The organism is Rhizobium sp. TRM95796, from assembly GCF_025779995.1.
In the GTDB taxonomy this organism is placed as follows: Bacteria; Pseudomonadota; Alphaproteobacteria; order Rhizobiales; family Rhizobiaceae; genus Rhizobium_E.
Genome location: NZ_JAOXHE010000005.1, coordinates 1 through 24,353 on the forward strand (window position 1 = coordinate 1; position 24,353 = coordinate 24,353).

Annotated in this window: 23 protein-coding genes; 20 read left to right on the forward strand and 3 right to left on the reverse strand. The window is 62.0% G+C overall.

Features of this window, described 5'->3' with window-relative positions:
- Positions 1 to 39: 39 nt before the first annotated feature.
- The 11 genes from rfbB to OCK01_RS11405 all read left to right on the forward strand — a co-directional run bounded on the left by rfbB (position 40) and on the right by OCK01_RS11405 (position 10,709).
- Positions 40 to 1,098, forward strand: a complete 1,059-nt coding sequence (gene rfbB, locus OCK01_RS11355; protein ID WP_263824031.1) for a dTDP-glucose 4,6-dehydratase — start codon at positions 40 to 42, stop codon at positions 1,096 to 1,098.
- Positions 1,095 to 1,982, forward strand: a complete 888-nt coding sequence (gene rfbD, locus OCK01_RS11360; protein WP_263824032.1) for a dTDP-4-dehydrorhamnose reductase — start codon at positions 1,095 to 1,097, stop codon at positions 1,980 to 1,982. The genes rfbB and rfbD overlap by 4 nt, the downstream gene beginning before the upstream one ends.
- A gap of 40 nt (positions 1,983 to 2,022) precedes the next feature.
- Positions 2,023 to 2,886, forward strand: coding sequence for a glucose-1-phosphate thymidylyltransferase RfbA (gene rfbA / locus OCK01_RS11365; protein ID WP_263824033.1), 864 nt, complete (start codon positions 2,023 to 2,025; stop codon positions 2,884 to 2,886).
- A 580-nt stretch (positions 2,887 to 3,466) separates the two neighbouring features.
- Positions 3,467 to 4,753: an ABC transporter substrate-binding protein gene (locus tag OCK01_RS11370; RefSeq protein ID WP_263824034.1), complete on the forward strand. Its 1,287-nt coding sequence runs from the start codon at positions 3,467 to 3,469 to the stop codon at positions 4,751 to 4,753.
- 107 nt (positions 4,754 to 4,860) lie between these two features.
- Complete coding sequence (locus OCK01_RS11375; protein WP_263824035.1) at positions 4,861 to 5,742, forward strand: branched-chain amino acid ABC transporter permease; 882 nt, start codon at positions 4,861 to 4,863, stop codon at positions 5,740 to 5,742.
- Entirely contained in the window at positions 5,739 to 6,698 is a 960-nt protein-coding gene (locus tag OCK01_RS11380) for a branched-chain amino acid ABC transporter permease (protein WP_263824036.1), read from the forward strand. The genes OCK01_RS11375 and OCK01_RS11380 overlap by 4 nt, the downstream gene beginning before the upstream one ends.
- Positions 6,686 to 7,417, forward strand: coding sequence for an ABC transporter ATP-binding protein (locus OCK01_RS11385; protein ID WP_263824037.1), 732 nt, complete (start codon positions 6,686 to 6,688; stop codon positions 7,415 to 7,417). The genes OCK01_RS11380 and OCK01_RS11385 overlap by 13 nt, the downstream gene beginning before the upstream one ends.
- Positions 7,417 to 8,118 (forward strand): ABC transporter ATP-binding protein, encoded by a 702-nt coding sequence (locus tag OCK01_RS11390; protein WP_263824038.1) that lies wholly within the window; start codon positions 7,417 to 7,419, stop codon positions 8,116 to 8,118. The genes OCK01_RS11385 and OCK01_RS11390 overlap by 1 nt, the downstream gene beginning before the upstream one ends.
- A 16-nt stretch (positions 8,119 to 8,134) precedes the next feature.
- Positions 8,135 to 9,574 (forward strand): hypothetical protein, encoded by a 1,440-nt coding sequence (locus OCK01_RS11395; protein ID WP_263824039.1) that lies wholly within the window; start codon positions 8,135 to 8,137, stop codon positions 9,572 to 9,574.
- Between the two features lie 2 nt (positions 9,575 to 9,576).
- Entirely contained in the window at positions 9,577 to 10,041 is a 465-nt protein-coding gene (locus OCK01_RS11400; RefSeq protein ID WP_182827309.1) for a MarR family winged helix-turn-helix transcriptional regulator, read from the forward strand.
- 41 nt (positions 10,042 to 10,082) lie between these two features.
- Positions 10,083 to 10,709, forward strand: a complete 627-nt coding sequence (locus OCK01_RS11405; protein ID WP_263824040.1) for a hypothetical protein — start codon at positions 10,083 to 10,085, stop codon at positions 10,707 to 10,709.
- Positions 10,710 to 10,715: 6 nt separating this feature from the next.
- Here OCK01_RS11405 and OCK01_RS11410 read toward each other — a convergent pair whose 3' ends face one another.
- The gene (locus OCK01_RS11410; RefSeq protein WP_263824041.1) at positions 10,716 to 11,012 is read right to left on the reverse strand and encodes a DUF6894 family protein; all 297 of its coding nucleotides are present in this window, start codon (positions 11,010 to 11,012) and stop codon (positions 10,716 to 10,718) included.
- Positions 11,013 to 11,349: 337 nt separating this feature from the next.
- Here OCK01_RS11410 and OCK01_RS11415 point away from each other — a divergent pair, with 337 nt between their 5' ends.
- The 4 genes from OCK01_RS11415 to OCK01_RS11430 all read left to right on the forward strand — a co-directional run bounded on the left by OCK01_RS11415 (position 11,350) and on the right by OCK01_RS11430 (position 16,529).
- Entirely contained in the window at positions 11,350 to 12,417 is a 1,068-nt protein-coding gene (locus OCK01_RS11415) for an HlyD family secretion protein (protein WP_263824042.1), read from the forward strand.
- The gene (gene rbbA / locus OCK01_RS11420; protein ID WP_263824043.1) at positions 12,414 to 15,149 is read left to right on the forward strand and encodes a ribosome-associated ATPase/putative transporter RbbA; all 2,736 of its coding nucleotides are present in this window, start codon (positions 12,414 to 12,416) and stop codon (positions 15,147 to 15,149) included. The genes OCK01_RS11415 and rbbA overlap by 4 nt, the downstream gene beginning before the upstream one ends.
- A 3-nt stretch (positions 15,150 to 15,152) precedes the next feature.
- Positions 15,153 to 16,265, forward strand: coding sequence for an ABC transporter permease (locus OCK01_RS11425; RefSeq protein ID WP_263824044.1), 1,113 nt, complete (start codon positions 15,153 to 15,155; stop codon positions 16,263 to 16,265).
- Between the two features lie 72 nt (positions 16,266 to 16,337).
- Entirely contained in the window at positions 16,338 to 16,529 is a 192-nt protein-coding gene (locus tag OCK01_RS11430; protein ID WP_263824045.1) for a hypothetical protein, read from the forward strand.
- Positions 16,530 to 16,532: 3 nt separating this feature from the next.
- On the opposite strand, the gene OCK01_RS11435 is transcribed toward OCK01_RS11430, so the two are convergent.
- Positions 16,533 to 17,198, reverse strand: coding sequence for a sulfite oxidase-like oxidoreductase (locus OCK01_RS11435; protein ID WP_263824046.1), 666 nt, complete (start codon positions 17,196 to 17,198; stop codon positions 16,533 to 16,535).
- 191 nt (positions 17,199 to 17,389) lie between these two features.
- On the opposite strand from OCK01_RS11435, the gene OCK01_RS11440 reads away from it, so the two are divergent.
- The 5 genes from OCK01_RS11440 (at position 17,390) to OCK01_RS11460 (ending at position 23,684) form a co-directional block, all read left to right on the forward strand.
- Entirely contained in the window at positions 17,390 to 17,701 is a 312-nt protein-coding gene (locus tag OCK01_RS11440) for an SH3 domain-containing protein (protein ID WP_182827302.1), read from the forward strand.
- Positions 17,702 to 17,847: 146 nt separating this feature from the next.
- The gene (locus OCK01_RS11445; protein WP_263824047.1) at positions 17,848 to 20,544 is read left to right on the forward strand and encodes an EAL domain-containing protein; all 2,697 of its coding nucleotides are present in this window, start codon (positions 17,848 to 17,850) and stop codon (positions 20,542 to 20,544) included.
- A 164-nt stretch (positions 20,545 to 20,708) separates the two neighbouring features.
- Positions 20,709 to 22,205: a sensor histidine kinase gene (locus tag OCK01_RS11450; protein ID WP_263824048.1), complete on the forward strand. Its 1,497-nt coding sequence runs from the start codon at positions 20,709 to 20,711 to the stop codon at positions 22,203 to 22,205.
- Positions 22,202 to 22,639 carry a response regulator gene (locus OCK01_RS11455; protein ID WP_182827300.1) on the forward strand — a complete coding sequence of 146 codons (438 nt, stop codon included), beginning with the start codon at positions 22,202 to 22,204 and terminating at the stop codon, positions 22,637 to 22,639. Before OCK01_RS11450 ends, OCK01_RS11455 begins: the two co-directional genes overlap by 4 nt.
- Before the next feature lie 13 nt (positions 22,640 to 22,652).
- Complete coding sequence (locus tag OCK01_RS11460; RefSeq protein WP_263824049.1) at positions 22,653 to 23,684, forward strand: histidine kinase dimerization/phosphoacceptor domain -containing protein; 1,032 nt, start codon at positions 22,653 to 22,655, stop codon at positions 23,682 to 23,684.
- 102 nt (positions 23,685 to 23,786) lie between these two features.
- Here OCK01_RS11460 and OCK01_RS11465 read toward each other — a convergent pair whose 3' ends face one another.
- A complete protein-coding gene (locus tag OCK01_RS11465) occupies positions 23,787 to 24,353 on the reverse strand; it encodes an RNA polymerase sigma factor (RefSeq protein ID WP_137156732.1) in 567 nt (188 codons plus the stop codon).

The window sequence follows — 24,353 nt, forward strand, 5'->3', positions numbered from 1 at the left end:
CCTCATTCCATTATGCCGCCCCCGGGGAGACTGTCTGACATGCGTATTCTGGTCACCGGCGGCGCCGGTTTCATTGGGTCGGCCCTTGTTCGCCATCTCGTGCGCGACGTCGGCGCCGAAGTGCTCAATGTCGATAAGCTCACCTATGCCGGCAATGAAGCCTCGCTGAAGGTCATCGAAAACGCGCCCAACTATCACTTCCTGAAGGCCGACATTTGCGACGGCCAGGCGATGAATGAGGCCTTTGCCTCCTTCAAGCCCGACCGCGTCATGCACTTGGCTGCCGAAAGCCATGTCGATCGCTCCATCACCGGTGCGGCGGAATTCGTGCAGACCAATGTGATGGGCACCTTCATGCTGTTGGAAGCCGCGCGCCGTTACTGGGGCGGGCTTGATGGCGATGAGAAGGACGCGTTCCGCTTCCTGCATGTCTCCACCGATGAAGTCTATGGTTCGCTGGGCGACGAGGGGCTTTTCCATGAGACCACGCCCTACGATCCGTCATCGCCCTATTCGGCATCGAAGGCCGCCAGCGACCATCTGGCTATCGCCTGGCATCGCACCTATGGCCTGCCGGTCGTGGTGTCGAACTGCTCGAACAATTATGGCCCCTATCATTTCCCTGAAAAGCTGATCCCGCTGATCATTCTCAACGCGCTCGATGGCAAGCCGCTGCCGGTCTATGGCCAGGGCGTGAACATCCGCGATTGGCTCTATGTTGAAGATCACGCCCGCGCTCTGCATCTGATCGCCTCGAAAGGCCGGCTCGGCGAGAAATACAATGTTGGCGGACGCAATGAGCGCCGAAACATCGACGTGGTCAAGCGCATCTGTGCGCTCATGGATAAAATGCGGCCCAAGGCCGAGCCGCATGAGGCGCTGATCAAATATGTCACCGACCGGCCTGGGCACGATGCGCGCTACGCGATCGATGCGACGCGACTGGAAACCGAGCTCGGTTGGAAGGCGCTGGAAAATTTCGATACCGGCATTGAAAAGACGGTCGCCTGGTATCTCGACAATGAATGGTGGTGGCGGCCCTTGCGCGACGGCGTCTATTCCGGCGAACGCTTGGGCACGCTGGAGAAAAAGGCGTGAGCCCGCTTCGCATCGCCGTCACCGGCAAGGAGGGCCAGGTCGCCCGCTCGATGATTGCGCTCGGTCCGGAGATGGGCGTCGAGATCATCGCCGTGGGACGCCCTGACGTGGATTTGCTCGAGCCCGCATCCATCCTGCCGGCGCTTCAAGCGGCGCGGCCCGATGCGATCGTCTCTGCCGCCGCCTATACGGCTGTTGACAAGGCTGAGACAGAGAAGGACGCCGCTTTCGCCATCAACGGCGCCGGCGCCGGCGCGGTGGCTCAGGCAGCGAGGGCGCTGGGCGTGCCTGTGCTGCATCTCTCCACTGACTATGTCTTCGATGGCTCCAAGGCCGAGCGTTATCTGGAAAGTGATCCGACCGGCCCGACCTCGGTCTATGGCGCCTCGAAGCTTGAAGGCGAGCGCCAGGTGGCGGCGGCGACGGATGACCATGCGATTTTCCGCACCGCCTGGGTCTATTCGCCCTATGGCGCCAATTTCTTGAAGACCATGTTGCGGCTCGGCGAAACGCGCGATGCGCTGTCCGTCGTCGGCGATCAGTTCGGCTGCCCGACCTCTGCCGAAGACATTGCCCGCGCCATGATCCTCGCGGCGCGGAAAATGGTCGAAAGCGATGATAAGACGTATCGCGGCGTCTTCCATCTCACCGGGTCTGGCGAGGCGAACTGGGCCGATTTCGCGCGCGAGATCTTTTCCTGCGCCGAAGCGTTCGGCCGCAAGCCGGTGACGGTGACGGCAATCACCTCGGATCAATATCCATCGCCGGTCAAACGCCCGGCCAATTCCAGGCTGTCGGGCGAAAAACTGCAACAGATCTATGGCATTGTGTTGCCGCCATGGCGGCAATCGACCGCCAAGGTGGTCGCGACGTTACTGGGCTGATCGGCGCGCGACAGCGTCCGACGCATAAGAGGGGAAGACGATGAAGGGCATTATTCTGGCGGGCGGCAGCGGCACGCGTTTGCATCCGATGACATTGGCGCTGAGCAAGCAGCTGATCCCGGTCTATGACAAGCCGATGATCTATTATCCGCTGACCACGCTGATGCTGGCGGGCATCCGCGAGATCCTGATCATCTCGACCCCGCATGACATGCCGCATTTCCAGAAATTGCTGGGCGACGGCTCGCAATGGGGCGTTTCGCTGAGCTATGTCATCCAGGAAAAGCCCGATGGCCTCGCTCAGGCCTTCGTGCTCGGCGCCGATTTCGTCGGCTCGTCCCCCTCCTGCCTGATTCTTGGCGACAACATCTTCTTCGGCCACGGCCTGCCGAAACTGATGGCCGACGCCCGCGCCGATCTCACCGGCGGCAATGTCTTCGCCTATCACGTCGCCGATCCCGAACGCTACGGCGTGGTGGAGTTCGACGACAAGATGAAGGCTGTCTCGATCGAGGAAAAGCCGGCCTCGCCGAAATCCAACTGGGCGGTGACCGGCCTCTATTTCTACGATTCCTCCGTCATCGACATCGCCGCCAACCTGAAACCCTCGGCGCGCGGCGAATATGAGATCACCGATGTCAACCGCATCTATCTCGAACAGGCCAAGCTGAAAGTGTCGATCATGGGCCGCGGCTATGCCTGGCTCGACACCGGCACGCCGGACAGCCTGATCGAAGCCGGCGAATTCGTCCGCACGCTCGAGAAGCGCCAGGGCTTCAAGATCGCCTGCCCGGAAGAAGTGGCGCTGCTGCAGGGCTTTGTGTCCAAGGAGACGTTCGAGAAGCAGGCGGCGCGGTATGGTAAGAGCGATTATGGGAAGTATTTGATGTCGCTTCTTAAATAGGACCGTTTGAGCATCAGCGAGACTCGACTTCGCGTGGCGACAGGGACCGCCAGAAAATTGGCGCGTCCGGCGTCGACGCCGGTTGGTGTAGACTGCGGGACCGTACATCGCCGTTCACATCGAAAGGCCGGCGGCTTGCAGTCACCCCATGGCTGGCTTCGGTCGCTGCTGTGCGCGACAATCACTCACACGAGTCTTTGCCGCGTGATAGCCGCCTTTCACGATGCGGTTTTATCTGTTTCGCCAACTTGACAACTGGGTTTCATCGGGAGACATTGTTTGCATGCAAATGATGTCCGTTTGCGGCTGTGAGTCCGGACATCGACATTTTAAGCGTGAGCGCTCAATATCTGATGTCTGCGTCGCGGCTCTCTGCGGCCTTTTCCCGTTTTTCGGAAAATAGTTAAATAAAACAAGAATTTACTTGGTGGTTGCCCAAAATATTCCCTTGCAAACAATTTGGGCTTTGTTATCCTCCTCTGTAATTAAGCGCATACGCTAGAAACAGCCGCAAGAGGTCGCAAAGATCCGGCGGCGCAGCTTCCGACCCGCATGAGAACAGAAGCAAGGGGAACTAAACATGAGCAGGGAATCCCATACATTCGCCGTCAACCGACGCGACGCATTGAAGACATTCGGCGCGGCCGCGCTTGCGCTTGCCAGTCCCGCGGTGCTTCGGCCCGCGCTTGCCGCAGATGGCAAGATCAAGTTCGGCGCGCCGATCCACCGCACAGGCATCGGCGCCTCCTATGGGCGTTGGTATGAGCGGACGGCGGCGGCGGCGATCAAGCTGGTCAATGAGGGCGGCGGCATCAATGGCCGTGAGGTGGAGCTGATCGTCGAGGATGACGGCACGGATCCCAAGCGCGGCACCGAACTGATCGAGAAATTCGCCACCGACTACAAGGTCGACGCCGTGTTCGGCCATCTCTTCTCGCATGTGGTCGCCGCCGCCGCGCCCCGCGCCGGCGAATTGAAGATGCCCTATTTCATCTGCTCGGAGGCGAGCTTGCTGCCGTCGGGCGCGCTGAACCGCTATGTCTTCCAGCCCGGCATCACCGATGTGCATGCGCAGGTGCACGCCATGGCTCCCTGGATGAGCTCCACCCTCGGCAAGAAGGTGACGATGTTCATTCCCGACTATAATTTCGGGCATAATCATCGCGATTTCTTCACCGCCGCCATCAAGGCGCAGGGCGGCGAGGTTATTTCGGTCATCGCCATTCCGCCGACCGAAACCACCTTCACGCGCTATTTTCCGCAGATCCCGCCGGAAACCGAAGTCATCTACCATGTCATGGTGGGCCCGGCCGTTCTGACCTTCGTCAAGGAGATGGGCGATTACCTCGGCAGCCAGCGCCCGCAGATTTTCGGCTTCATCGACTCGCTCGAAGCGGTCGATCTCGCCACGCCGCAATTGGAATTCCTCGACGGCACCTATTTCTGGGAAGCCAGCCCGCGCTACGCCCAGGCCGACCAAAGCGAGTTCGACAAATTCTACCGCGAAAAGGTCGGCGTCGACGCCAATGGCGCCAGCCTGTCCGACCCCAAGGATATTTCCACCTATTCGCATATGTTCTCCTGCTGGGAGACGGTGTTCGCCATGAAGCAGGCGATGGAAATGGCCAACTACAAGGGACCGGAAAGCAAGAAGGACCTGGTCGTGGCGATGGAATCCATCACCGACCTGCCCGAAGGCAAGGAACGACCGCAGGGCGCCAAGATCTTCGATGGCAAGACCCATCAGGCCTTCGGCAAGCAGTATATTTCCAAGGTCGAGGGCGGCAAGCTCAAAGTCGTCCACACCACGTCCATCGACGACGGCCGTTACGAGACGACCGTCGACTACACCAAGATGGAGCTCTGACCGCTCTTTCCCGCAAGGCCCTCCGCTTTGGCGGGGGGCGGATGTTCAATCGCGGCGGCGGCGCTGGTCAGCCGGGGCGCGTCGCCGCATGACCGAAAGGTCCCTTCATGGGAATGGGCCCCTATCTTCTTCTCGCCACGCTGGAAGGCCTGGTGCAGGCCGCCGTGCTGACGATCATGGCCGCCGGCCTGTCGCTGGTGTTCGGAGTCATGCGCATCGTCAATGTCGCGCATGGCGAATTCGTCATGCTCGGCGCCGTCATCGCCTGGTTCGCTGCGAGCCTGATCTCGGGCCATCCGGCCCTCGGCTTCATCGTCGCTCTCGTGGCGAGTCCCTTGCTCGTCGGCGCCGTCGCCTATCTCAGTGATCGCCTCATCTTGAAAAGGCTGGATTACAATCCGGAAGCGACGATCGTCGCAACGATCGGCCTTCTCTACATTCTCCAGCAGGGCGTGCTGATCCTTTATGGACCGGATGCCCGCCCAGTGGAGCCGCCCTTCTATTTCACCATCCGACTGCCCTGGTTTGGCTATTCCGGCTATAAGCTGTTCGTCATCGTCGCTGCAATCGCGATCATGGCCGGCATCTGGGTCCTGATGCGCAAGACGAAGCTTGGTCTGGTCATGCGCGCCGCCCAATATGACCGCGAAACGGCGCAAGCCTTCGGTATGCCCGTCGATCGGGTCTCGGCCTTCGTCTTCGCCTTCGGCGCCATGCTGGCGGCGCTGGCCGGCGTGCTGGTGGTGCCGATCCAGCAGGCCCATTATCTGATGGGAGCCGATCCGCTTCTTCTCTCGTTCATCGTTGTCATCATCGGCGGGCTCGGCTCGATGTCCGGCGCCGTCGTCGCCGCGGTGCTGATCGGCCTGTCGGACGGGATCATGTCGATGATGTTTTCTCCGACGCTCGCCAAGATGGTGTCGACCCTGCTCGTGGCGCTGGTTCTGGTCTTCCGCCCGAATGGATTGTTCGGAAAGGCGGCGCGATGACCCGGGCCCTCGCCAAGAATTTCGCCCTTGTGGCGGCCACGCTGATCGGCCTGTTCCTGCTGCAATTCGTGCTGTCGGATTATTATGTTCTGACGGCGACGCGCATGATGGTGCTGGGCGTCTTCGCGCTCGGCTTCAACGCCCTGTTCGGCTATGTCGGGCTGCTCAGCCTTGGGCATGCGATGTTTTTCGGTTGCGGCCTCTATGCCGCCGGCCTCGTCTCCTATCATCTCGGCTGGGACGCGCCCGCCGCCTTCGTCGCGGCGCTGGTCGCCTCCGCCACGCTGGCCTTGGTCATCGGGGCGATCGCGCTTCGGACCGCGCGGGTGTCTTTCATGATCGTGACGTTGATGTTCGCCCAGGTCTTCTATCTCGCGAGCCTGTATTTCTCCGCCTACACCAATGGTTTGGAGGGCCTGTCGGTGCCCGAGGCGCAGCGGCGCTTCACGCTTGCAGGTCTCGACGTCAACCTGGCCGACGCGGTGACGCGCTACAACATCGCCTTCCTGCTTGTGGCAGCCTCCCTCGTCATCCTGTTCCTCTATCTCAAAGGGGGGCGCGGACGGCTGGCGATCGGCGTGCGTGAAAACGAAGAGCGCACGGAAATGCTGGGCTTCAACATTTTTGCCGCCAAGCTGGAAATGTTCGTCTTGTCCGGTCTGCTGTCAGGAGCGGCGGGTGGAGCCTATGCGCTGTTGTTCGGCTATGTCGGCTCGACCTTCGCGTCGTTTCAGTATTCGATCGAGGCTCTTTTGTTTACCTTGCTCGGCGGGGCGGGCACCCTGCTCGGGCCGCTGGTCGGCGTGGTGCTGATGGTGACGATGATCGACAAGCTCAGCGAATTGACCAGCGCCTATCTCCTCGTCATCGGCGTGGTGTTGATCGCGCTGGTGCTCTGGTTCCCCAAAGGTCTCTTGGGAACGATCCGTGAAAGGTGGGCGCCATGGCTGATGTAACGCCGCTGCTGACAGCTCGCGGCCTCAAGCGCTATTATGGCGGCCTGAGGGCGGTCGACGATGTCGACTTTACACTCGAGACGGGCGAAATCCGCGCCATCATCGGCCCAAACGGCGCCGGCAAGACCACTTTCGTCAGCCTGCTGTCGGGCCGGACGACCCCGACGGCCGGCGCGATCACATTTGCCGGCGAAGACGTGACCGGGCTGCCGGCCTTTCGTCGGGTGGAGCGCGGCATCGCCTACACCTTCCAGATCACCAATATCTACAAGACGATGAGTGTCGCCGACAATGTGCGCATGGCGGTGCAGAGCCGACTGAAGCGTGTTCGCGGCGATAGGCCGGATTTCGACAGCGAGACACGCGCCGCGCTCGACGCCGTCGGTCTCGCGGATAGGGCGGAAGCGATTGCCGGAGAAATGGCCTATGGCCATCAGCGTCTGCTGGAAATCGCCATGGGCGTCGCGCTGCGACCGAAGCTTCTGATCCTGGACGAGCCGACACAGGGGCTTTCCGACCTCGAAATAGAGAACTTCCTCACTTTGGTGCGTCGCATCGCCAAGGACGCCACCGTGCTGTTGATCGAACACAATATGCATGTGGTGATGGCGCTCGCCGATCGCATCACCGTTCTCTCGCGCGGCCAGACGTTGGCGGAAGGAACGCCCGAGGAAATCCGTGACAATGCCGAAGTCCAAGCCGCTTATCTGGGGTCGTGATGCTGAACATCGATAGACTGGACGCATTTTACGGGCAGAGCCAGGCGTTGCGCGGCTTCTCCATCACCGTTGCGCCCGGCGAAGTGCTTTGTCTGCTCGGTCGAAACGGCGCCGGCAAGACCACGGCGCTGAAGGCCATCATGGGCGCGGTGACCAGAAAGGTCGCCCGTATCGAGCTCGACGGCGTGGATCTCGTCAATTTGCCGCCGCATCAGATCGCCGCCCACGGCGTCGGCTATGTGCCGCAGGGCCGGCGGCTGTTTGCGGAACTCACCGTGCGGGAAAATCTGGAGATAGGCCTGATGGCTCGCAAGAGCGGCGCAACGGCGCTCGCCAAGGCGCTGTCCTATTTCCCGGTGCTGGAAGAGCGCATGGGTCAACGGTCCGGCACGCTGTCGGGCGGAGAGCAGACCATGTTGGCGATCGCCCGGGCGCTCTGCATCGAGCCGAAAATCATCATTCTCGACGAGCCGACCGAAGGCCTGATGCCGAGCATGATCGCCAAGATCCGCGACGTGGTCGTCAAACTGCGCGACGAGGGCGTCGGCGTTCTTTTGGTGGAGCAACGCATCGATGCGGTTCTGCCCGTTGCCGATCGGATCGCCTTCATGGACCATGGCGAGGTCAAGGCCGAATTCGGCATCGAGGATGTCCGCGCCGACGCGTCGATCCTCAAGAAATATCTCGGTATCGGACATTGAGGCCAGGGGAGGGGGAATGACGACGGCGCGGCAATGCCCCCAAACTCCCTTCCGCCCGACCGCGCTTCTTGTCGGCGCTGCGTTGGCGGGGATGGCGACCGGCGCCTCGGCGCACAGTTCCGAAGGCGGGTTGGTGCTGCTGTTGCCGACAGGATATTTCATTCTCGCCGGCGTGCTGGCGGTGGCCGCGACATTCCTGATCCTGGCGCTCGCGCCGGCTGCGCCTATGCGCATATTGCATGAAAATCGGCTTTGGCTTGGCGCGCTCCCGGGTTTCTCATCAGTTGTTCCCAGCCTCCTGTCCTTCGCGCTGCTCGCTTTCATGGTGACGTGCGGGTTTCTCGGCAGTGTCGATCCTGCGCACAATCCCTTGCCGGCATTCGTCTGGACGGTGTTCTGGGTCTGCCTCGTCTTCGCCCATGGAGTGGCTGGCAGGCTCTGGTCTTTCGTCAATCCCTGGACCGGACCCTTGGCTGTTGTAAGAAGCCTGTCGAAAGACCGGGCAATCGAGGGACGGTTCACGCTGCCGGCGCGGCTAGGCTACGCCATCGCTATCCTGCAATTTTCAGCTTTCGCCTGGTTCGAACTCGTCTATCTCTACCCCGAAGATCCCCGCCGTCTCGCCATGGCCGTTTCGGCCTATTGGCTCGTCAATGCGCTGGGCTTTTTTCTTTTCGGCGCGCGGCAATGGGGTGGCAGGGCGGAGCCCTTCGGCATATTCTTCGATCTCATCGGCCGGCTGGCTCCGTTCGGCTGGGAGCGGCGCGCAGGGCGCTTGCGACTGTATTTCGCCTGGCCGGGACTGCAATTGGTCCGCCGCGACGCGATGAGCCCGAGCGGCGTTCTCTTCGTGCTGCTCACGCTGTCGACGGTGTCTTTCGACGGACTGTCGTCCACCTTCGTCTGGCTGACCGCGATCGGCGTCAATCCGCTGGAATTTCCCGGCAGAAGCGAAGTGACGCTGTCGTCCACCTTCGGCCTCATTGTGACCTTCCTGGCTTTGGCGGCCGCCTATTTCGGCAGCATCGCGCTTGGCTGCGTCGCGGCCGGCGAGCGCCGCTTCGGAGAGGTCGCCGGTCGGCTGATTTTCTCCATCCTGCCGATTTCGCTCGGCTTTCAGGCGGCGCATTATCTGACGCTCGCCATGGTCGGCCTTCAGGATTTCATCGTGGCCGCTTCCGATCCCTTCCATCGGGGCTGGGATCTTTTCGGCGTGTCGGATTATCAGGTCAGCACATCGTTCCTGAACGTCTATTCCACCGTGCGAATGATCTTCGTCGCGCAGACGCTGGCGGTCACGCTCGGCCATGTCGTCGCAGTCATCCTGGCGCATGCGCTGCTCGATGCGATCGCGCGAGACCGGCGGAAAACACTGCTGATCGAAACCCCATTCGCGCTTTTGATGATCGCCTATACCGGCTTCGGTCTCTGGCTTCTGTCCACGGCGAGGATCTGAGCATGGATGAGCGATCACAAGAAGAACCACAGGCGGCGAAGACGGGAGACGACGTCTATGTCGTCACCCGGCAGGTCGGCCACTTGCTGCGGCGCGCCTATCAGCGGCATCTGGCGATCTTCCAGAACCTCGCCGAGGATCTGAACCTGACCTCGATGCAATTCGTGACCCTCTGCGCGCTGTCGGATCGCGGGCCGTGCTCGCAGCGCGACCTGGTCGAGGCGACGGCCATCGATCAGGCGACCATTCGCGGCATCGTCGACCGCCTGCAGGCGCGGGGACTTCTGCAGGTGCTGCGCGACGAAAGCGACGGGCGCAAAGTGGTCATGTCCTTGACGAGCGAAGGGAAAGACCTGCTCGCCGCCATGCTGCCGCGCGGGCCTGCGATTTCGGAACAGACCATGGCCCCGCTCAATCCGGCCGAGCGCGTGGCGCTGCTATATCTGTTGCGAAAGCTGTCGGATTGATCGAGGGCCTTGAATGGCGCAAGGTGGGAGAAAATGGGGACATGCAGATGATGCGACAGGTCTCGTTGGTACTGCTTGCCGCCTGCCTGGCGACGGAGTCTCAGGCGCATGTCTTCGGGGCGCCGGCCGATGCGAGCGGGGTGCCGGTCCCCGCCATCTCGCATGGCGAGATGGCGGTGCTGTCACGCTATCGCAGCGATGTCATGAAACTCGCCGAGGAGACCGGGCAAGGCGACGCCGATATCCGAGCGCTGGTGATGTTCACCGGCCTGCAATCGGCCAATTGCGCCTGGGGCCTGGTGCCGGGAAGCGTCACCGACGAAGCGAACCCGCTCAATGAATGCGCCCATGCCGAACTTGCGGGCGTCAAGACGATGCTGTTCAAGCTTCGTGACCTGCCGGTCGCGCAGCCGATGGCGGGCGAACTTGTGGCTCGCATCGACCGCGATATGACGCTGGCGGGCGCCGCGCTCATCCAATGCGAATTCAGCGCCGAAGGCTTCAACACGGCGTCACCGGTAGTCCCGGACTGGAGCGCTGTCGGCGCTTATCTCTGGCAGCGCTTCGGCAAGTTCGCCATGATTTTACTCATGGCGTTGGCGGCGGCGCTGACGGCGATTGCGGTGCTGCGCGCTCCAGCCCGCCGCGCCGGACCACCGGCCGGTTGATTGCCGTCATGCCGCAGCGACCTCCGCCATACGCCTGCGATCGAGATCGCGTTCGACGATCGCGCGCACCCGCGCCTGATTGACGGGCAGGGGACCGCGCGGCGTGGGCGAGACGATCGCGAAAGGGCGACCGTCGACGGTGCGGATATGTATGCGGATCGCCGCTTCGTCGGCCCCGCGCGCCAGCCGGTTGGCGACTACGCGGGCGTAGTAGAGCGCCGAGCCCTCGTCGAAATGCGCAGCGCCATCTTCGTCCCGGAGCATCTCGCCGTTCCAGTGAATGTCGAAGAAATAGGTCTGCATTGTCCGGCTCCCGTGACGCCCCGATCTTGAGCCGAGTAAAACACGCGACCTCCGAACCGGGGCTGAACCGGCCGTTCAGCCGGCATTCACCTTCCGGACGGGGACGCAGCCGCGTTTGATAGCATCTGTCCAGACTCGACTGCACGGCGCTTGATTTATGTCATGGCCTAAGCGCCGCCTCACCCTAATCTCCCTCTCATCCTGCCGGAGGCCTTTTGCCAGGCATCCAGAGGCGGGACCTCACATTCACGGAGGTGTGCCGGCACGTGCATGGGCTCAGCGTCAAAGCTGCAAGCCGACGAGCGCAGGCCGATCCCACGCCAGAAAGGGCATGATCATGGCGACCTCGAGGATGACGCCGTTTCTGATCGCGGCTGCGTTGGCGGCGGGATTTGGCTATTACGGCTACAAGACCTATGCCGGAGACGGCTTGCCGGACGGCGTCGCCGCCGGAAATGGTCGCATCGAAGCGGTGGAGATCGATGTCGCGGCCAAGAGCGCCGGGCGTGTCGCGAGCCTGGAGGTCAAGGAGGGCGATTTCGTCCATCTCGACCAGATCCTTGCGCGGATCGACACCCAACAACTCGAAGCCCAGAAGCGCCAGGCAGAGGCGGATCTCCGCCGGGCCGTGATCGGCGTCGATACGGCCAAAAGCCAGGTCCAACAGCGGCTTGCGGAAAAGCGCGCGTATGAGGCCACCGTCGCCCAGCGCCAGGCGCAGCTGGACGCGGCCGCAAAACGCCTCGTCCGCTCGGAAAAACTGACTCAGACCAACACCGTGGCGCTGCAGGTGCTCGACGACGACCGGGCGACCGCGGCTGGCGCTCGCGCCGCCCTCGCGGCCGCCGAAGCATCCGTGGCGGCCGCCGACGCCGCCATCGGCGCAGCGCGCGCCCTGGTGGTGGATGCCGAAGCTGCTGTAGACGCAGGCCGCGCTGCAATCGATTCCGTCGATACCCAGATCCGCGACGGCGTGTTGAAGGCGCCGCGCGACGGTCGCGTTCAATACGTCGTCGCCGAGCCCGGCGAGGTCGTGGCCAGCGGCGGCCGTGTCGTCAACATGGTCGATCTCACCGACGTCTACATGACGTTCTTTTTGCCATCCGAACTGGCTGGCAAGCTGGCGCTCGGCGCGGAAGCCAGGTTGGTTCTCGATGCTGCCCCGCAATACGTCATTCCCGCGACGGTCTCCTTTGTCTCCGACGTCGCGCAGTTTACGCCGAAGACGGTGGAGACAGAGGAGGAACGGCAGAAGCTGATGTTCCGCGTCCGCGCGCATATCTCGCCGGACCTGCTGCGCAAATATATCTCCTATGTGAAGACCGGATTGCCGGGCGTGGCTTATGTTCGTCTCGACAGAACCGTCGCCTGGCCCGCCGATCTCGATAAGGGTCTCGTCAAATGACCTCGGCCGAGGAGCCCGTGATCCGCCTCTCCGGCGTCAGCCTCACTTATGGTCAGACCCAGGCGCTGGATGACGTCACGCTGGATATCCCGGCCGGGCGCATGGTAGGGCTGATCGGGCCGGACGGCGTCGGCAAATCCAGCCTGATGTCGCTGATCTCCGGCGCGCGCGCCATCCAGTCGGGCTCCGTCACGGTGCTGGGCGGCGATATGGGCAGGCCGGCGGTTCGCGCCGATCTCTGCCCGCGGATCGCCTATATGCCGCAGGGCCTCGGCAAGAACCTCTATCCGACCCTGTCGGTCTACGAGAATATCGATTTCTTCGGGCGGCTGTTCGGTCAGGGCCGGGCCGAGCGCAAGGCGCGGATCGCCGATCTCGTGACACGCACCGGCTTGCATCCTTTCGTCGATCGCCCTGCCGAAAAACTGTCGGGCGGCATGAAACAGAAGCTCGGCCTGTGCTGCGCGCTGGTGCATGATCCCGATCTGCTGATTCTCGACGAGCCGACCACCGGCGTCGATCCCCTGTCGCGCCGGCAGTTCTGGAAGATGATCGACGTCATCCGCGCCGGTCGGCCAACTATGAGCGTGCTGGTGGCCACTGCCTATATGGAAGAGGCCGCAGGCTTCGACTGGCTGGTGGCGATGAACGCCGGCAAGGTTCTGGCAGAGGGCGCGCCGGCGGATATCCTGGCGCGCACCGGAACGCGTGATCTCGACGAAGCCTTCATTGCGCTACTGCCCCAAGAGGTCGGTCGTGGCCACCAACCCGTCTCGATCCCGCCGCGCAAGAACGCGGACGGCGACCTCGCCATTGAGGCGGAACATCTGACCATGCGCTTCGGCGATTTCACCGCCGTCAGCGATGTCAGCTTCGCGATCCCGCGGGGCGAGATCTTCGGCTTTCTCGGCTCCAACGGCTGCGGCAAGAGCACGACCATGAAGATGCTGACCGGCCTTTTGCCGGCCACCGAGGGAAAAGCGCGGCTGTTCGGCCGCGAGATCGACGCCGGCGACATGGAGGCGCGCGGCCGGGTCGGTTATATGTCGCAGGCTTTCTCGCTCTATACCGAACTGAGCGTCCGGCAGAACCTCGAATTGCATGCGCGTCTGTTTCATCTGCCGGCCGAGACCATCCAGCCGCGCATCGTCGAACTCGCCGAGCGCTTCGGCCTCGACGCCATCATGGACGAGTTGCCGGACGGCTTGCCGCTCGGCGTGCGCCAGCGCCTCTCGCTCGCGGTGGCGCTGATCCATCGTCCGGAGATCCTGATCCTCGACGAGCCGACCTCCGGCGTCGATCCGGTGGCGCGCGACGATTTCTGGCGGGTGCTGGCCGATCTGTCGCGCCGCGACAATGTCACGATCTTCATCTCCACCCATTTCATGAACGAGGCGGCCCGCTGCGACCGCGTTTCGCTGATGCATGGCGGCAAGGTGCTGGTCAGCGATACGCCCGCGGAAATCATGCGACGCCGGGGCGCCGCCGATCTGGAAACAGCCTTCATCGCCTATTTGGAGGACGCGAGCGGCGATGCGCCGAAAACCGAAGCGCCCGAGCCTGTGGCGCAACCGAGAGCGGTCTTTCAAATGCCGAAAAGCCGGGCCTTCGACCCCCGGCGGCTCCTGAGCTACAGCCAGCGCGAAGCCATGGAAGTGATGCGCGACCCGATCCGCGCCACGCTCGCCGTGCTCGGCAGCCTGATCCTGATGTTCGTGATCGGCTATGGAATCAATCTCGACGTCGAGAACCTTACCTTTGCGGTGCTCGATCGCGACGACACCTCCATCAGCCGCGACTATGCGCTGGATATCAGGGGCTCGCGCTATTTCGTCGAGAAGTCGCCGATCCGCGACTATGCCGATCTCGACCGGCGCATGAAGAATGGCGACATCAGCCTGGCGATCGAAATTCCGCCCGGTTTCGGCCGCGACGTGTTGCGCGGCGACACGGTGTCGGTCGCCGCCTGGATCGACGCCTCTATGCCGTCCCGCGCAGAAACCATGGCCGGCTATGTCCAAGGCATCCACAATAGCTGGCTGGCGGCCAAGTCTCGCCTGCTCCTCGGCGACGCCGCCACGTCGAACTCTTTCACCATCGAGACGCGATATCGCTACAATCCCGGGATCAAGAGCCTCGTCGCTATGGTTCCCGCGGTGATCGCGCTGTTGCTCATCCTGATACCGGCCATGCTGACGGCTCTGTCGGTGGTGCGCGAAAAGGAACTGGGCTCGATCGTCAATCTCTATGTGACGCCGGCGACGCGGCTGGAATTCCTGCTCGGCAAGCAGGCGCCCTATATCGCCATCGGCATGTTCAACTGCCTGTTGATGGGCGTCGTCGCCGTTCTCCTGTTCGGCGTCCCCTTCAAGGGCAGCCTCCTCGGCTTCGTGCTGGGCGGCTTCATCTATGTCTCAGCCACCACCGCCATTGGCCTGTTCGTTTCCACCTTCATGTCGAGCCAGATTGCCGCCGTCTTCGCCACCGCGCTCGTGACGCTTATTCCCGCCATCCAGTTTTCCGGCATGATCGATCCGGTCTCCTCGCTTCAGGGCAGCGCCCGGATCATCGGCGAGATCTATCCGTCCACCTATTTCATGAACATCGCCCGCGGCGCCTTTTCCAAGGGGCTCGATTTTCAAGCCTTGTCCGGCGCCTTCTGGCCGATCCTGCTGGCGATCCCTGTGCTGATGGCGCTCAGCGTCGGTCTTCTCAACAAACAGGCGAAATGACCCATGCGGCTCGCGAATATCTACAATCTCGGCGTCAAGGAAATCCGCGGCCTCTTCCGGGATACGATGCTGATGATCCTGATCGTCTATTCCTTCACCATATCGGTCTATACGGCCTCCCGCGCCATGCCGGACGCGCTCAATCACGCCGCCATCGCCATCGTCGACGAGGACCGATCGCCTTTGTCGGGGCGCATCGAAACCGCCTTTTATCCCCCTTATTTCACGACGCCGAAGCTGATTGATATTTCCGAGATGGACCGACGCATGGACGCCGGTCTCGACACTTTCGCGCTCGATATCCCCACCGATTTTCAGCGCGACTTGCTGGCCGGCCGCCAGCCGACGCTGCAGCTCAACGTCGACGCTACGCGCATGACGCAGGCCTTCAGCGGCAATGGCTACATCCAGTCGATCGTAAACTCCGAGATCAACGAATTCGTCGATCACAGTCGCGGTTCGGCGAGGGTCGGCCCGGATCTCGTGATGCGCAACCGCTTCAATCCACAGCGCGACTCCATGTGGTTCGGCGCCATCGTCAATCTGATCACCTCCATCACCATGCTGGCCATCGTCTTAACCGGCGCGGCCCTGATCCGGGAGCGCGAACACGGCACGGTGGAGCATCTCCTGGTGATGCCGGTGACCAGCACGGAAATCATGCTGAGCAAGATCTGGTCGATGGGGCTTGCGGTCCTCGTCGCGTCCGCCTTCTCGATCACCGTCGTCATCAATGGTCTTCTCGACGTGCCGATCCAGGGATCGCTCGGGTTGTTTCTTGCCGGCGTGGCGCTGCATCTCTTCGCCACGACATCGCTCGGCATCTTTCTCGCCACCACCGCAGGCTCGATGCCGCAGTTCGGAATGCTGTTGATGCTGGTGATGATCCCGCTCCAGGTTCTCTCGGGCGGGGTGACGCCGCGCGAAAGCATGCCGATGATCATTCAGGACATTATGCTGGCGGCGCCGACCACGCATTTCGTCATGCTTGGACAGGCGATCCTCTTTCGGGGCGCCGGTCTTTCAGTGGTCTGGCCTCAGTTTCTGGCGCTGATCGCCATCGGCGGCGTGCTGTTCGCCATATCTTTGCGCCGCTTCCGCGCTTTCCTCCGTTGACGTCCGACGACCGCGAAAAAGGTGAGCCGCCGGCGGGGACAACGCGTAGGATGTTAAAAGCGGAGGTGTCGAATGACGCGCAAGATTTTGATGGGCGCAGGCCTGCTGATCGCCCTGATGGGCCTGATCTGGATGGGACAGGGAAGCGGGTTCTTTCCCTATCCGGAGCAGAGCTTTATGATCAATGATCGCAGCTGGATCTGGTGGGGCGGCGGCATGATTCTGGCAGGGCTCGGCCTGTTCGCCGTCGCCCGGCGCATCTGAGCCTCAATCGTCGGAATAGCGCTCCTCGCGCCACGGATCTCCGCGCATGTGGTAGCCGTTGCGCTCCCAGAAGCCTGCCTTATCTCCGGCGATATACTCGATACGGTTCAGCCATTTGGCGCTTTTCCAGAAATAGAGATGCGGCACGACCAGTCTCATGGGCCCCCCATGCTCGGTGGTGATCGGCTCTCCCTGCCAGTGCGTCGCGAGGATCGCGTCCTCTGAAGCGAAATCCTCGAGCGGCAGGTTGGTCGTATAGCCGTCATAGCTGGTCAGCATGACATGCGTCGCCTCCGCCTTGGGCGGCGCCGCGTCCAGAAGGTCGCGCGTCAGCACGCCGCGCCAGTCGTTGTCGTAGCGCGACCACGTGGTCACGCAATGGATGTCGCTCCTGCTTTCCGACTGGTCAAGCGCAAGAAAACTCTTCCAGGAAAGGGTCACGGGGCTGTCGACGAGGCCGCGGATATCCAGTCTCCAACTGTCGGGCCGGATTTCCGGCTGTTGGCCAAGATCCAGCACCGGCCAGTTTTTTACGAGGTGCTGACCGGGCGGCAGGCGCTCGGCTTCGGGCCTGGAGATCCGGCCGGTCAGGAACTTTCCTTCCTCGGCCCAGCGACGCTTAGAACGCGTCAGTTTGCTGTCGGTCATGTCTTGATCGTCTGTCGTCATGTCGGGCTCCCTTCGGCGCACTGTCAGACAAAAGCCCGGCTCGCGCAAGAGTTCCCGATCGAGGCTTCCATATGCCCGATCACGTCCTCGTGAGTCTGTCAAGCCGCGGAACCTTCCTGCCGTCGCCGCATTTCCCCAGCGAAGAATTCACCTCAAACGCCTGAAAAACTCGGGCTTCAGGAGATAGGAAAATGAAGATCCTGTCCGCGATCTTGCTTGCCGTCGCCATCGGCGCCCCGTCTGCAGCGCTTGCAGAGGACATCGCTCTCGCCAAGAATTCCATGCGTCTCTATGGTGGCCCCTCCATGGATTTTCCGCGCATCGGTTTGATCGCCTGGGGGCAGGGGTTGAAGGTGATCGGCTGCGAACGCGACACCGGCTGGTGCGAGGTCATCGCAGATGGCCAGCGCGGTTGGGTGCCGTCCGATACGATGAACTGGCCGGACCCGGACCGTGCGCCCGTCATCGACAAGTCGACCCATGTGTACAGGCTGGTTCTCTGATCGGGCGGTAAAACTTAACCTTGTTTCCCCTCATTCCACGCCAGTCAAAATCTAGGAGGGCGTCGAAATCCCTTGTTAAGACGGCAAAGTTACACCTGAGTTCAAATGGGGCCAAATACCGTATATTTGTAAGGGCGTAACAAGGAATGTCTGACGGGGCGGCGGATTCCACTCGGAGACGAAGAAGGCTTCTCGGCTTCTTGTCTCTCCACTATGTGCCGGCTCTCGTGGCTATCGTGGCGATGGTCGGCATCTTGGTTTACGCCGACTGGCTGCATCAATCCTCTGCCTATCAGCAAAAGCGTCTCGCCTCCCTGGATCGTCTGAATCAGATCGCTTCCAGGCTGGACAGCGATATCCGAGGCAATTTGTATCTGATGCGCGGTCTCGTCGCCACCATAGAAGCGCTTCCCGGCATGCAGCAGGCGCAATTCTCCGAAATCGCGGCGCAGGTTATCCAGGGTCAGTCCCAGATCATAAACGTCGCCGCTGCGCCTGGTTTGGTGGTGCGCATGGTTCACCCCTATGCGCCGAACACCGCCGTCATCGGCCTCGATTACATGAAACTTCCGTCTCAACGCGACGCGGTGCTGACGGCGCGCGACAGTGGCGCTCCCGTCATCACCGGACCTGTCAAGCTCGTCCAGGGTGGTGAGGCTCTCATCATCCGACTGCCGGTCTTTCTGCCGATGGAAAATGGCAAGCGTGAGTTCTGGGGCATTTTATCTTCGGTGGTCAATCTAGCCGCGCTGTATGAGCGCAGCGGCCTCTTGGACGCGCAGAATACCGACCGACTTGCGATCGGCGCGCGGACCGAGGACGGGTTGCAGCTCGACCATTTTTTTGGAGACGAGACACTGTTGTCCGACGACCGTGTGTCGGTGACTCTGGACGTAGGGCGCGAAACATGGACCATTTCCGCCGCCCCGAAATCCGGCTTCGGCCTCTCGCTCGCCGATGTCTGGCTGTTTCGCCTTCAACTGCTGCTCGCCGAGACGATCGTTGTGTTGCCGATGGTCTGGGCCGGGCGACTGATGCAGGAGCGGCAGCGCAACCTGGTGGCGATCCACGAACGGGAAGAAGCGATGAGGCTTCTTTCTCGCCGCCTGCAGGTGGCGCTCGAGACGTCGCAGATCGGCGTGTGGGAGTTCGATCCCGCGGCCAACCTGCTCGTCTGGGACGAACGCATGAAGGTGCTCTATGGATGGCCTCCGGATGCGCGCACCGCCACCTACGAGGACTGGAAGGACACGCTGCATCCTGCCGATTTTGCGCAGGCGCAGCGCGAGTTCACCGAAGTGGTGACGAACGGCGGAGAATATCGCAGCGAATTCCGCGTCGTCGGCAAAGACGGCGCCATCCGCTTCATCCGCGCGATCGGCAACGCCTATCTGGATGGCAAGGGACGCAAGAAGATCGTCGGCGTCAACTGGGACGTCACCCAAGACATACGCCTGCAGGCCGATCTCCGGCGCGCCAAGCGCCAAGCCGAAGATCAGCATCGCGAACTCGAAAAGGCGCATCTCCGCATGGAGAACGCTGCGCTGCACGACGCGCTCACAGGCCTTCCGAACAGACGTTATCTCGATCAGATCCTCGCCGATATGGAAGACGCCGGTGGCGAAATGGACGTCACAGTCCTGCATATCGATCTCGATCGCTTCAAGGACATCAACGATACGCTCGGTCACGCCGCGGGCGACGTGATCCTCAAGCACGCCGCCCAGGCGCTGAAACTCAATGTCCGCGGCAGCGATTTCGTCGCCCGCATCGGCGGCGATGAATTCGTCGTTGTTTCGCGCATGCCGGGCTCGGCCGAGGAGCATTCCGACATGGCGAGCCGGCTCGTCGAAGCCCTGAGCAAGCCTGTCGATTACGAGGGCCACGAATGCCGCGTGGGCGCCAGCATCGGCATCGCTTCGCGCACGGATGCTTCGGAACCCGTGGAGCAACTGCTCGTCGACGCCGACATCGCTCTCTACGAGGCTAAAAGACGGGGCCGCAATCGCGTCGAACGCTTCAACGAGACGCTTCGGCTCAACGCCGTCCACACGAAGAAGACGGCTGACGACATTTTGCGCGGGCTCGAGCAGAACGAGTTCATCTCCTTTTTCCAGCCGCAATTCGACGCCGCGACGCTGGAAGTCGTCGGGCTGGAAGCGCTGGCGCGCTGGGATCATCCGGTCAAAGGTCTGCTCGGGGCAGACGCGTTTCTCAAGATCGCCGAGAACCTCAAGGTCCTGGCTGCGATCGACGAGATCATACTCAACCAGGCCCTGATGCAGCTCAACCGCCTGAAGCTCGCCGGCATGCCGGTGCAGAAGGTGTCGGTCAACATCTCCGCCCAGCGTTTGCGCGAGGAGGGTCTCATCGAACGACTGGCCGCATTGCCGATCCTGCCAGGCTCCCTGTCCTTCGAACTCCTGGAATCCATCTCCTTCGACGGTCACGACGGCGAGCTCGTGCCGCAGATCGAGAAGATCCGCGCTCTCGGCATCGACATCGAGATCGACGATTTCGGCACCGGCTATGCGTCGATCGTCACTCTCCTGAAGCTGACGCCACGGCGGCTCAAGATCGACCGGCAACTCATCCAGCCGATCGTGGAATCGAAGGCGCAGCAGCAATTGGTGCGGTCGATCATCGATATCGGCCGCTCGCGCGGCATCGAGATTGTCGCCGAAGGGGTGGAGACCATGGAACATGCGGACATCCTGCGCGACCTCGGTTGCCACTATCTGCAAGGTTACGCCCTTGCCCGCCCCATGAGTCCCGCCGATCTGCTCCCCTTCCTCAAGGCGCGCAGTTGGATGCCGCTACAGCGCCTCGACGAGGTCGGCTGATTTTTTCCACGAATTTTTGGAACCTTCCCTCCGCGCGCGCGTTGAATGTGGTCGACACGGGTGAAGCGCGAGAGGGGCATATGGTTTTGGCAAAGGCGGCGGCAGTCGCCCATGCAGCGCCGACGAGCGGGTCGGCGGCGGCGTCGCGCGGGAGCGGCGCCTGAATGTCCGACCAACAGCAGTCGTTGATCCGATCGACGTTCATCGCTCTCGTGGCGAGCGCCTTCATCCTCGTCGGGATCGTTTCGGGGATAATCTATCTCGTCTACAAGACGCAACAATATGTCGCCGGCGCTGCGGAAGCGCGCATGGTCCGCAGCGCGGCGGCGGATCTTCTCCTGGCCATCCAGGATTCCGAAAGCGGCCAGCGCGGTTTCCTGCTGACCATGGAGCCGACATTCCTGCAGCCCTACCGTGATTCCATCGACGAGATATCGCGCCGCGAAGATGCTCTGGAGGCATCGATCAGCGGCAGCCGCTTCTCCGAAATCGATGTCGAGTCGCTGCGCCGGGTCATCACGCAGAAGCTGACCGAGTTGAAGGCGACTCTGTCGCTCGCACAATCCGGCCGTCGCGACGATGCGCTCGACATGGTGAGAAACCAGGTCGGCCTGTCGCTGATGAACGATATCCGCGAAACGCTCGGCGGCGTCATCGCCGAGGCCGATCGGCAGATCGCCCTGCAACTGCAAAGCCATCTCAATCTCGCCATGGGGCTTCGAATGGCGACGATCGCGGGCGTCATCGCCGTCCTGGCCGTCTTCGTCATCTTTTTCCTGATCATCCGCCGTTATGTTCGCGAGATTCTGGCGGCGCGACGCGAACTGGAAGGATTGAACGCCGGTCTGGAGCAGCGGGTGCGTGAACGCACCGAAGATCTGATCCAGGCCAATCAGGAGATCCAGCGATTCGCCTATATCGTCACCCACGATCTCCGGGCGCCGCTGGTCAACATCATGGGCTTCACCAGCGAGCTGGACAATGCGCTGAAGACCATCCAGGCCTATTTCAAGGGTGAGGCGGGTTCCGCTCCCGAGACGGCGCGGGCCGATACGGTGCTGGCGGTCGAGGAGGATCTGCCCGAGGCCATAGGCTTCATCCGCTCTTCCACGCGCAAGATGGACGAGTTGATCAACGCGATTCTCAAGATTTCGCGCGACGGCCGCCGGCAACTGAAGCCGGAGCGGATCGATGTCGCGCAACTCGTTCAGCACAACGCCGCCGCGATCCAGCATCAGGTGCTCGAAGCCAGCGGCGAGGTCAGCATCAAGGTCGATGTGAAGACCATCGTCACCGACCGCTTCTCGCTCGAGCAGGCATTGGGAAATCTGCTCGACAATGCGGTCAAGTATCGCGAGCCGGAGCGGCCTCTGCGTCTTTCGGTGCGCGCCTTCCGCGTCAACGCCTTCACGGTCGGCATCGATGTGAGCGACAACGGCCGCGGCATCGCGCCGGAGGATCATGAACGCGTCTTCGAATTGTTCCGCCGCTCGGGCGTGCAGGACAAGCCGGGCGAGGGGATCGGCCTGGCGCATGTCCGTTCGCTCGTGCGCAATATGGGCGGCGACATCCAGTTGAAATCGGAACGGGGCAAGGGCTCGACATTCATGATCCGGATGCCTTCGGATCTCAGTCGTTTTGTAGGGAGTATCAGCGAATGATGGCGGCAGGCAAAGAAGTAACGATCGTGATGGTCGAAGACGATGAAGGCCATGCGCGCCTGATCGAAAAGAATGTTCGGCGCGCGGGCGTCAACAATGAAATCATTCCTTTCGCAAACGGCAATTCCGCGCTCGACTTCATATTGGGCGAAGATCGCTCGGGGTCGGTGAGCGAGGGGCGATATCTGCTGATTTTACTGGACCTCAACCTGCCCGACATGTCCGGTATCGATATTCTCGAAAAGGTCAAAGCCAATCCGCACACCAAGCGTCTGCCGGTGATCATCCTCACCACCACCGATGACGAACGAGAAATCCAGCGTTGCTACGATCTCGGCGCCAATGTCTACATCACCAAGCCGGTGGACTATGACAGCTTCGCGCACGCCATCCGGCAACTGGGGCTGTTTTTCTCCGTGATGCAAATTCCCTGAAAGCGACCCGGCGATGGCGAAAAAGATCCTCTATATCGATGACGACTATGCGCTTTTCCGCCTAGCCCAGAAGTCGCTCGGGCGGCTCGGATACGAGACCGAGCATGCCCAGGACGCCGTGCAGGGCCTGGAGCGTCTGGCGCAGGGCGAATTCCACGCCATCGTGCTCGATCACTATCTGCAGGGGTCGACCGGACTGGATTTCATGCGTCGTCTCGACGAGCAGGGGGTCGTGCTGCCGGTCGTCTACGTCACGGGCTCGAGCGAGGCGACCATCGCCGTCGACGCTCTGAAAGCCGGCGCGGCCGACTATGTCATCAAGACGGTCGGCGACGATTTCTGGCCGCTGCTCGGCAATGCGCTCCAGCAGGCGCTGGAAAACGCAGAACTCCGCGCCGCGCGCGAGGAGGCGGAGCAGGAGATTCGGCTCGGCAAGGAACGGGCGGAAATTCTGCTCGCCGAAGTCAATCATCGCGTCGCCAACAGCCTTGCGCTGGTCGCCGCTCTCATCCGTCTCCAGGTTTCGGCCAGCGAAAGCGATGAAGTTCGTCATGCGCTGTCGGAGACGCAGGCGCGGATCTCGGCCATCGCGGGCATGCATCGCAGCCTGTATACGTCCGACGATGTGCGCGAGGTGGAGATGAGCCGCTATCTCTCGACGCTGATTTCGGAACTGGCCGAGACCATGGCCAAGGACCGGCGCAAGTCCAATATCCGCTCACATTTCGAAAGCGTGATTTTCCCCTCCGATCGCGCCGTCTCGACCGGCATGATCGTCACCGAACTGCTGACCAACGCGATCAAATACGCTTATCCCGAAGAGGAAGACGGCGAGATCCGCGTCGAGCTGACCCGCCTCAACGATAGCGAAGCCCTTCTGGTCGTCGAGGACGACGGTCGCGGCATCGAGATGTCTCAGCCGGCGCAGGGCACCGGGCTGGGGTCGCGAATCGTCGCCTCCATGGCGCGCGCCGTCGGCGGCGGCATCCGCTATGTCCCGCGCGAGCGCGGAACGCGCGCCGAGGTCAGTCTGACCATCCCCTGACAGTGGTTTCCGCCTGCCGGGCAGGCCACTCTTCGAGACATGTACACATGAAAAAGCCGCCGGTCGCGAGACCGGCGGCGTCGTTGTTCGGTGCTGGCCGGATCAGCCCACGAAGGTGCGACCCGTCACGGCGAGCGCTCTGGAATCCGGACCATATTCGCGGTCGCCTTCCACCGCCAGCAATTCGGCCAGCCGATTGCGCGCGCGGTTGACGCGGCTCTTGATCGTGCCGATGGCGCATTGGCAAATCTCGGCCGCTTCCTCGTACGAAAAGCCGGAGGCGCCGATGAGAATGATCGCCTCACGTTGGTCGTCGGGCAGCTTTTCGAGCGCCGCCTTGAAGTCCTGCAGATCCAACGCGCCATACTGTCCCGGATGGGTCGACAGCTGTTCGGTGTAAAAGCCGTCCGAATCCTGGATTTCACGCCCGCTCTTGCGAATCTGGCTGTAGAACTCGTTGCGCAGGATAGTGAACAGCCAGGCCTTCATATTGGTGCCCGGCTCGAACGAGCTCTTCTTGGCCCAAGCCTTCATGATCGTGTCCTGGACGAGATCGTCAGCTCGATCGTGGCGGCCGGTGAGCGAGACGCCGAAAGCGCGCAAGCTGCCGAGGCAAGCGAGCATCGTACGCTTGAAATCTCTTTCGATGCTGTCTTCGTCTTGCGTCAT